Origin of the sequence: Sphingobacterium sp. T2 (genome assembly GCF_000814685.1) — a bacterium.
Lineage (GTDB): Bacteria > Bacteroidota > Bacteroidia > Sphingobacteriales > Sphingobacteriaceae > Sphingobacterium > Sphingobacterium thermophilum.
Map to the genome: position 1 here is coordinate 1 of NZ_JXAC01000074.1, position 5,752 is coordinate 5,752.

Here is a 5,752-nt window from a genome sequence, read left to right on the forward strand (position 1 = left end):
ATTGAAGTTAAATTTTAACTTTTAATAGCTGAAAACTAAATTATGGAAATACGTMTTATTGGACTACGGCAAAATGGGGCAAATTGAGTTGAAGAAATTTGCAACTCAAAAGAGGTCATGAAATTGCTCTTATCGTGGATTCCAGCAACAGAGATACTATTGAAGCCGAAGATTTGGCGGACGTAGATTTGGCCATAGATTTCAGCACTCCTGAGGCGGCACTTGCCAACATAAGTTTATGTTTTGAGGCTGATGTGCCTATTGTGGTAGGGACAACAGGATGGTATGAGCATTTGCAGGAAGTGAAAGAAATCTGCTTAGAAGCAAACCAATCCATGTTGTACGGATCAAACTTCAGTATAGGCGTAAACGTCTTTTTTCATATAAACAAGTTGTTGGCCAAAGCGATGCGACCATACCATCAATACGATGTGCAGGTCGAAGAGATTCATCATGTCCACAAGTTGGATGCGCCAAGTGGGACAGCAATAACTATCGCCGAAGGAATCCTTGAACATAGCGATATCAAAACAAAATGGGTAAATGAGTTGGTAGGCTCCGATAAGCAGGTTGTAAATCAGCCGGATGAGTTGCTTATTGAAAGTTTACGCATTGAAGAGGTGCCAGGAACACATACCGTGTTGTATAGCTCTGAAGTAGACCAGATAGAATTTAAGCATACAGCTCATAACCGCGAGGGGTTTGCTTTGGGCGCTGTCATCGCTGCTGAATGGCTGTACGGCAAAAAAGGATTCTATCAGATTACGGATATCTTTGATTTTAACAAATAACATTATTGTTGCCAGTAGGCAGCTCCATATTACGAAACATCTATGTGGTATATAATTTTCGGAATTCTGACAGTTGCATCCCTTTACGGACTGTGGCTGTTGTTTAAAAAGGCAGGAAAACAAGGATGGGAAGCTGTTATTCCCTTCTACCGTGAATATGTGATGGCACAACTTGTTGGAAGACCTACTTGGTGGGTGATTCTTCTTTTGGTGCCTATCGTCAATATTTTTATTTTCTATACTCTTTATTTTGATTTGCTGAAATCTTTTGGCAAGCAGCGCTTTTGGGAAAATGCGGTGGCGGTGCTGTTGCCTTTCATTTTCTTGCCACTATGGGGAAGAGATCCTCAGGTGACTTATCGAGGTAAGTCGGCAACAGAAGAATTCAAAAAGCAATATCCCTATCAGAAAAGTACAGCACGAGAGTGGGCTGACGCCATCATTTTTGCTACTGTAGCTGCTTCCTTGATACGTGGATTCCTGATAGAAGCGTATATGATTCCTACCGGCTCTATGGAGCGTAGGCTGCTGGTAGGCGACTTCCTTTTCGTTAGTAAGCTTAACTATGGTCCTCGGATTCCAAATACGCCTATTGCTTTTCCTTTTGCACATCATACGATGCCTCTCTTTGGAGGAAAAGCTTATTCGGAGCTGATACAGATTCCTTACAAAAGACTTCCTGGATTTCAGAAGATAGAGCGTAATGATGTGGTGGTGTTTAACTTTCCTATGGAAGCTGACGAACCATTTAAGCGTCCTATAGATAAAAGAGAGAACTACATCAAGCGTTGTGTAGGACTTCCAGGGGATGAGGTGTCCATGGTAAATGCGCAGTTACTGGTTAATGGAAAGCCGAGCTACGACTCGGAAGACCTGCAGACCTCTTATATTGTTGTGACCGAACCTTACGGCCTATCGCAGGATATCCTTCTGAAAAACCGTTTTGACTGTGGAATTGGAAATTAACAGATCCTTCGAGAGGTTTGTATGTTTTGCACATCACCAAGGGCGAAGCGAAATGATTAAATCTTGGTCCAACGTACAGGAGGTTAAAGAAATTATCTTCGGCACAGACACGGAAAATCCTACAGCGATTGCTTTTCCGGAGTACGATTGGAACGAAAGACCGTGGACATATGACAACTTTGGACCTATAAAAGTACCATACAAAGGGTGGACCGTCAAATTAGATAAATGGACATTACCTTTGTATCTGCGTGCTATTACTGTATATGAAGGTAATACCTTGGAAATCCAAGATAACGACATCTATATCAACGGACAGAAAACAGATACTTATACCTTCAAGATGGATTATTATTGGATGATGGGTGACAACCGTCATAATTCGTACGACTCTCGTGGCTGGGGCTTCGTACCGGAAGATCATATTGTGGGGAAAGCCTTGTTCACTTGGTTGAGTTACGACAAGGATGGTTCGTTCCTGTCAAAAATTCGCTGGAACAGAATTTTTAAGGGAATAAAATAGAGAATATACCTAACAAAAAAGGTCGGACTTCCATCTTTTTTGTTAGGTAACTTTTATGCTTTTAAGGCCGCAAGGTAACGCTTTATCGTCTCTTCCAATCCTAGATAGAGAGCGTCTGAAATTAAGGCGTGACCTATACTTACTTCCAAAAGTCCCGGAATATGCTGGTTGAAATAAGCTAGATTATTCAGGTCAAGGTCGTGACCTGCATTTAATCCTAATCCTACTTCGCGAGCTTTTAAGGCTGCTTTGAAGTAAGGTTCTATTGCTTTTTCTTTGTCGAAACCATATTGGGCGGCATACGCTTCCGTATAGAGTTCTACGCGGTCGGTTCCGGTTTCTGCGGCGGCTTCGACCATCTCTTCTATTGGATCAACAAAGATTGAAACGCGGATTCCGGCATCTTTGAAGATTTTTACCATCTCCTTCAGATATTCTTTGTTCTGTATGGTATCCCAACCGTGGTTAGAGGTAAGTTGGTTGGTGGCATCCGGTACCAATGTCACCTGTGCCGGCTTGACATCCAATACTAGGTCTACGAATTTTTTTTCTTGGCAGTTTCCTTCTATGTTAAATTCTGTAGTAATCTCAGCTTTCAGGTCATACACATCCTTATAGCGGATATGACGCTCATCGGGACGAGGGTGCACAGTAATGCCTTGAGCACCGAAACGTTCACAAGCTAAGGCCGCAGCCAGTAAGTTAGGCACATTACCTCCGCGGGAATTGCGTAAGGTTGCTATTTTATTGATGTTTACAGATAGTCTTGTCATCTCGTTATAGTCTTATTATCACAAATGTAATTAATAATCTTGAGTACTGATATCAAATTATATTCTCTAGCCGAGCAAAAAATATTGCTATAATTTTTTAAATTGCAACATAATGGACGGACTAAGCTTCAATATTCTCGAAGGGTTCAGGTTGCTGGATGTGATAGATATTTTGCTGGTGGCAGTGATTATCTATTATATCTATAGTTTGATCAAGGGAACCATTGCTGTCAATATTCTGTTAGGTGTAGCTCTCTTCTATGGGATATATCTGGTGGTGAAGCAGTTGGAGATGCGTCTCCTGACCGAAATTTTTGGCGGTTTCATCTCTGTAGGATCCATAGCATTGATTGTTGTGTTTCAACAGGAAATCCGTCGTTTTCTGCTACACGTAGGAAAAAACATTTCATTGCGACGTAAGAAGCTTTTCCTGACTTTCATAGGAGCAAAGAAGACAGCACAGGAGGATCATTCGGAGCAGATAAAAACAATAGTGGAAGCTTGTCGCAGCATGTCGCGTTCAAGGACGGGAGCTCTAATCGTCTTTTCCCGATATTTTGACGAGGAATATTACCAATCCAGTGGTGAATATATCGATGCTCCGATATCCAAGCGTTTGTTGGAAAGCATATTCTTTAAGAATAGTCCCCTGCATGATGGAGCGGTAGTCATTGTAGACTTCAGAATCATGACTGCAAGCTGTGTGCTTCCTTTGTCGGATAGTGAGGACCTTCCTCCACATTTCGGTTTGAGGCACCGAGCTGCCATTGGTGTTACGGAAGTGTCGGAAGCTGTTGCGGTAATAGTTTCTGAAGAAACTGGGGAAATTTCTTTTGCAAAGGATGGTAATATCAACATGAATCTTACAGCGGAAGAGTTAGAACAGACCTTAAAAGAAGAACTTTAATATATTGAATTATATTTCACCGATTTGTAAATATTCCGAACATTCTTCGAAGAAATTGCTTCGACTCCGTATGAAAATCAAAATGATTTTACTAAATTTACCTTAGTAAACCTAAAATTTTGATGCCATGCATTTCGAAGAAAATAATCCGTTGGATATTGTTTTGAACGATCTGTTCGAACATTATCGTCAGAATGTAGCCGATGTGGATAAAATCACAAATGCTTTATTGGAAAAAGGTGTTGTCAGCTCTCAGGATGATATTGTCAACGACCACATCGCTTTCCGAACCTTAGGGGTACCCAATCTGGGAATAGCTTCTTTTGAAAAGATTTTTCTCGCTTATGGTTATCAGAAGCGTGACTATTTCCACTTTGAAGGGAAGAAGTTAAATGCTTATTGGTATTCTCCACCAAAAGAAGGTTATCCACGTATTTTCGTGTCGGAACTGCGTGTGCACGAGTTGAGTAAGGAAGCTCAGGACATTATATACAAATATACCAATCCTATTACTTCAGATCCTGTGGATGACTTGGATTTGAGCAATGGGGAAGAAGTGGCGGCATTTCTGCAGAAACCATTATGGGGGCTCCCTACTTCGGAGGAGTATCAAACACTGCTTAATGAGAGTGAATATGCAGCATGGGTGATTTACAACCGCTACTATCTGAACCACTATACCATTAGCATTCATGAGCTGAAGGAAGGATATAATACTTTGGAAGCGTTTAACGACTTTCTGGTAAGTATAGGCGTGAAGCTCAATAATTCCGGAGGGCTTATTAAGACCAGTGCAGATGGTCTGTTGCGTCAGAGCAGTACGGTATCTGCATTATATGATGCTACCTTTGCGGACGGCAAGACTTTGGAAATAGCAGGAAGCTATGTAGAATTTGCGGAACGTTCGGTACTTCCGGAGTTCAGGCATCTACCTAAAGATCAAATCCGTCCTTCACATCGTCGTGATGGCTTTGAGACCAACAATGCAGACAAGATTTTTGAGAGCACCTATACATCACAGATAAAGGGTTCTTAGGGTGAAAGAGAAGTTACAGTTATTAAAAGAATCGCTTTCGGGCGATCTTTTTTATGATGAAAAGATGAGGTTGCTGTATGCCACCGATGCGTCGGCATACCGGGAGATACCATTGGCTGTAGCTATCCCTAAAAATGAAACCGATATTGAATTGTTGATCTCTTTTGCACGAGAGAATAACACTTCTTTAATTCCACGAACAGCGGGGACTTCTCTTGCAGGACAGGTGGTGGGCAATGGTATTGTAGTGGATGTATCCAAGCACTTTACCCGTATCTTGGAACTCAACACGGATGAGCAGTGGGTGAAAGTGCAGCCGGGAGTGATACGCGATGAACTTAACATGTTTTTGCGTCCGCATGGCTTGTACTTCGGACCGGAAACCTCCACGGCCAATAGGGCCATGATTGGAGGGATGGTCGGTAACAACTCCTGCGGGTCGAACTCCTTGATTTACAAAAGTACCAGAGAGCATACGTTGGAGGTGGAAGGATACCTCTCTGATGGTTCTAAGGTTCGCTTTTCTGAGCTGTCGCTCGATGACTTTGAAGAGAAGTGTACTCTGCCATCGTTAGAAGGACAAGTGTACCGTCAGATACGGACTTTGCTAGGAGACCCTCATAACCAGGAGGAAATCCGTAAACAATATCCGAAGCGATCTATCGAGCGTAGAAATACGAACCTTAGAACCGACTCAGAGAGGTACTCCTTCCACCTCCAACGTATGCTCTCTGGTATACTTTTGTAAATCAAGGA

The 5,752-nt window shown here is 42.1% G+C and carries 4 protein-coding genes and 2 pseudogenes; 5 read left to right on the plus strand and 1 reads right to left on the minus strand.

The features are described 5' to 3' along the window. Positions 1–73 precede the first annotated feature (73 nt). Both dapB and lepB read left to right on the plus strand, forming a co-directional pair. A pseudogene (gene dapB, locus SD31_RS05695) lies at positions 74–791 on the plus strand (4-hydroxy-tetrahydrodipicolinate reductase). A 42-nt stretch (positions 792–833) separates the two neighbouring features. After that, positions 834–2,280, plus strand: a pseudogene (lepB, locus tag SD31_RS21185) (signal peptidase I). A gap of 53 nt (positions 2,281–2,333) precedes the next feature. On the opposite strand, the gene SD31_RS05705 reads toward lepB, so the two are convergent. Then, complete coding sequence (locus SD31_RS05705) at positions 2,334–3,053, minus strand: pyridoxine 5'-phosphate synthase (RefSeq protein ID WP_039053421.1); 720 nt, start codon at positions 3,051–3,053, stop codon at positions 2,334–2,336. Positions 3,054–3,165: 112 nt separating this feature from the next. Between SD31_RS05705 and cdaA the strand changes: the two genes are divergently transcribed. From cdaA to SD31_RS05720, 3 genes are all read left to right on the plus strand, one after another. After that, a complete protein-coding gene (gene cdaA / locus SD31_RS05710) occupies positions 3,166–3,960 on the plus strand; it encodes a diadenylate cyclase CdaA (protein WP_039053422.1) in 795 nt (264 codons plus the stop codon). Between the two features lie 127 nt (positions 3,961–4,087). Continuing rightward, entirely contained in the window at positions 4,088–4,996 is a 909-nt protein-coding gene (locus tag SD31_RS05715) for a DUF1338 domain-containing protein (RefSeq protein ID WP_039053423.1), read from the plus strand. A 1-nt stretch (position 4,997) separates the two neighbouring features. Further along, positions 4,998–5,744, plus strand: coding sequence for an FAD-binding oxidoreductase (locus SD31_RS05720; protein WP_039053424.1), 747 nt, complete (start codon positions 4,998–5,000; stop codon positions 5,742–5,744). Positions 5,745–5,752: the final 8 nt, after the last annotated feature.